3 protein-coding genes are annotated in these 3743 nt (G+C 48.9%); all 3 read left to right on the plus strand.

Translation table 11 applies throughout. From position 1 onward, the window contains the following. The first annotated feature begins 76 nt into the window (after positions 1–76). A complete protein-coding gene (locus tag AC1DUA_RS28365) occupies positions 77–841 on the plus strand; it encodes a Stp1/IreP family PP2C-type Ser/Thr phosphatase (protein ID WP_477502944.1) in 765 nt (254 codons plus the stop codon). Beyond that, a complete protein-coding gene (gene pknB / locus AC1DUA_RS28370) occupies positions 838–2949 on the plus strand; it encodes a Stk1 family PASTA domain-containing Ser/Thr kinase (RefSeq protein WP_477502945.1) in 2112 nt (703 codons plus the stop codon). Before AC1DUA_RS28365 ends, pknB begins: the two co-directional genes overlap by 4 nt. After that, the coding region (gene rsgA / locus AC1DUA_RS28375) for a ribosome small subunit-dependent GTPase A (protein WP_477502946.1) at positions 2949–3743 on the plus strand (795 nt) is incomplete at its 3' end. The genes pknB and rsgA, both read left to right, overlap by 1 nt.

The raw sequence follows: 3743 nt of genomic DNA on the forward strand, positions 1-3743 counted from the left end.
AGGCAGTGACATCGCTGCTGCATGCGGACAACTGCGCGCGAAGCATATGGAGAGCAAGTCATGAGGTGAAATCAGGATGAAGATGGTAAGCCGCACCGATATCGGTAAGGTCCGTTTAGTGAATGAGGACCGCGCCGCCATACAGCATGAGCTGAATGGCCTTTCTTTGGCTATTGTCGCTGATGGTATGGGGGGACACCAGGCTGGCGATATTGCCAGCCAAATGGCAATTGATATGATCAGTAATGAACTGCAATCCATTCACTGGGGAATGCCCGTTGACGCATGCAAGCAAGTGCTGAAGGAAGCGATCGAGAAGGCGAATGAGAAGATTTATGAATTTGCCTCTGGACAAGAAAGTTATCATGGCATGGGGACGACAGTTGTCGCTGTGATTGCTTCCCAAGAACTGCTGATCATCGGTCACATTGGTGACAGCCGTGCGTACAAAATTGCCGGTGAGTCGATCACTCAGCTAACGGAAGACCATTCCCTGGTGTATGAGCTTGTGAARAACGGGCAGATAACTCTTGAAGAAGCCGATCATCATCCTCGCCGTAATTGGATTACGCGAGCGCTGGGCACAGAGCCTGGTGTAGAGGTGGATTTATACGAGTATTCGTGGCGGCCTGGGGATACGATTCTGATCTGTTCCGACGGTTTAAGCGGATTAGTGGATTCGGGCGATATCTTACGAATCATCAGATCGCATGCCGAGCTGGATGCTGCTGCAGCACAATTGATTCAAAGCGCGCTGGATGAAGGTGGGGACGATAACGTAACGGTTGTTTTACTTGCACACGATTCTGATTCGGACGAAAAAAGGGGTGATGGGAATTGATCGGTAGAAAGCTTGGGGGCCGCTATGAAATTCTAGACCGTATTGGCGGAGGCGGCATGGCTTTAGTTTATAAAGGGCATGATCTTTTATTAAATCGTAAAGTGGCTGTAAAAGTACTGCGACAGCAGTATGTGAATGACGAAGAGTTCATTCGTCGTTTCCGCAGAGAAGCTCAAGCAGCCGCTTCCCTTTCTCATCCTAATGTCGTCAGTATTTATGACGTGGGACAAGAAGAAGATGTGCATTATATTGTAATGGAATACATAGAAGGCACTACTTTGAATGATTTAATTAAGGAGAGAGCACCACTGCAGGTGGAAGACGCTGTTCATTACGCCAGCCAAATTGCAGATGCGCTCGATCACGCTCATCATAATGAAATTATTCATCGCGATATTAAGCCGCACAATATTTTGATCGGCAAAAACGGCCGCGTCAAAGTGACGGATTTCGGTATCGCGCGGGCTGCTACGTCTTCCACGATTACGCAGACGGGAGCCGTTGTCGGCTCTGTGCATTATTTCTCGCCGGAGCATGCGAAAGGTACGAATACTGGCGAGAAATCTGATTTGTATTCCCTCGGTATCGTGATGTATCAAATGCTGACGGGTCGGCTTCCTTTTCTAGGCGAAAGTCCGATTTCCGTGGCTTTGAAGCATTTGCAGGAAGATGTAGAAGATCCTCGTAAAGTAAATCCTCTCATTCCGCAGAGTGTGGAAAACATTATTCTGAAAGCCATGCGCAAAAAGCCCGATGAACGCTACCAGTCTGCAAAGCTAATGATGGCGGATCTGGATACGTGCTTAAACCCGGATCGCAGGAATGAAGCCAAAGTAGCTTTTTGGGATGCCGACGGAATGGACGAGGAGCGTACCTTGGTTATGCCAGCGATTCGTGCGGATCAGCTTGCGAGCTTCGATGACGACGATGACGAACCTGAGAAGCCCGCTTGGCGCGAGGAACCTGCTCCCAAGAAGGGGAAGGGTTGGATTAAGCCGCTTGTATGGATCGTTATTTTGCTGATGATTCTTGGCGCTATGTGGTACGCGGTCGGTTATGTGAAAGGGATGTTCGCCATCGAAACGGTGGAGGTTCCTAACGTGGTGAACAAAACGCTAACCCAAGCGCAAGCCGAATTAACAGCTGCCAAGCTTGGGTTCACCGTGGAGACGGATGCAGAGAGCAAAGCGCCTAAGGATACGGTCATCCGTCAAAATCCTAGCGGCATGCGAATGAACGTAGGCACCAAAGTGACGTTGTACGTCAGTAAAGGCGCTCCGAAGATCAAGATGGAGAGTTATATCGGACAACAGCTCAAAGACGCCAAGCTGAAGCTGGAAGCGCTCGGGATTAGCGACGATCAGATTACGTTCACACAAACGACGACGGATGATCCGCCGGACACAATTCTGAAGCAAACGCCCCTAGTCGGGGAGGAGTTTGATCTGGATAAAGCAGCGATTACCTTCGTCGTAAGCAAAGCAAAGGAAACGTTCAAAATGCCGGATCTCGTCGGCATGACGGAGGCTGAAGCGAAGGCGCAAATTACCAAGCTGAACCTTAAGCTTCCTGCTAACGGCATTACACGAGAGAAAAGCTACAAGGTTGCCAAAGGGAAAGTAATTAAGCAATTTCCTTTTGACAAAGATACGGATGTCTCCGTTGGCTCTGAAATCTCTTTGATTATTAGCGATGGATTGCCGGAAGATGCTGGACAACTAACCGTCAGTGTTGCCGTGAAGCCAACGACAGAAGGCAAGGATTCCGAATTTAAAATTGTCGTTAGCGATGCACAGTATGAGAATTTCGAATACAAAACGGAAAAAGTATCGAAGCCTCAAAACCTGGATGTCAAAGTCATTGTTTCTCCGGATAAGAAAGCCGTAATCTTGATTAAAGAAGGAGACAACTTGGTTAATTCCATTACACGTACCTATCAAGATTATTTAGATCAAAAGAACGGCAAGACCGTCTCGCCGAGTCCAAGCGTCTCACCTTCGTCATCGCCTAAACAGCAAAACAATGGGCCGGCTATTCCGGTGGGCGGCAATGGGCAAGGTCAAACAGGCGGCGCTGCCTCTAAACCACCTACTGGAGGCACAAATTAATGCCGCAAGGAATGATTGTTAAAGCTTTGAGCGGTTATTACTATGTTCTGCCCGAAGGGGCGGAGCTCCAGGATGTTAATACGATTACTTGCCGTGGTAGAGGTGTTTTTAAGAACAGGAAGATAACGCCTCTTGTCGGGGATCGGGTCATGTTTGAGGAGACGGAGAATGGGGAAGGGACGGTTACTGAAATCCTGCCCCGCTCTTCAGAGCTGATCCGTCCTCCGATTGCCAATGTGAACGTGGTTGTACTTGTATTCTCAGTTACAGAACCTGTTCTGAATTTACAGCTGCTAGATAAATTTCTTGTTCATATTGAAAATACAGGCATCGAAGTCGTACTTTGCTTCACCAAAAGTGATCTATTGTCAACTCATAATGACGCTGCTGCACCCAAAGAGATGACGGTTGCGGAGCTGGAGCGGATTACGAAACTCTATGAGGGGATTGGCTATACCGTGGTTAAAACGAGTTCTCGCCAGAGAGTCGGTGTGGAAGCCATTCTGCATCATCTGGAAGGCGCGGTCAGCGTTTTCGCTGGACAATCCGGTGTAGGCAAGTCCTCTCTGCTGAATGAAATGATTAGCGGCCGCAACTTGGAGACCAATGAGATCTCTCAACGTTTGGGCAGAGGGAAGCATACCACCCGCCATGTTGAGCTGCTTCCATTGAACAATGGCGGTCTCGTCGCCGATACGCCGGGATTCAGTCAGCTGGACTTCATGGAAGTCGAAGCGGAAGGGCTTAGCAGCTGCTTCAAAGAGTTCGCTGAGGTAGGTGAAGGCTGCCGCTTT

Source organism: Paenibacillus sp. 01T422, assembly GCF_056398785.1.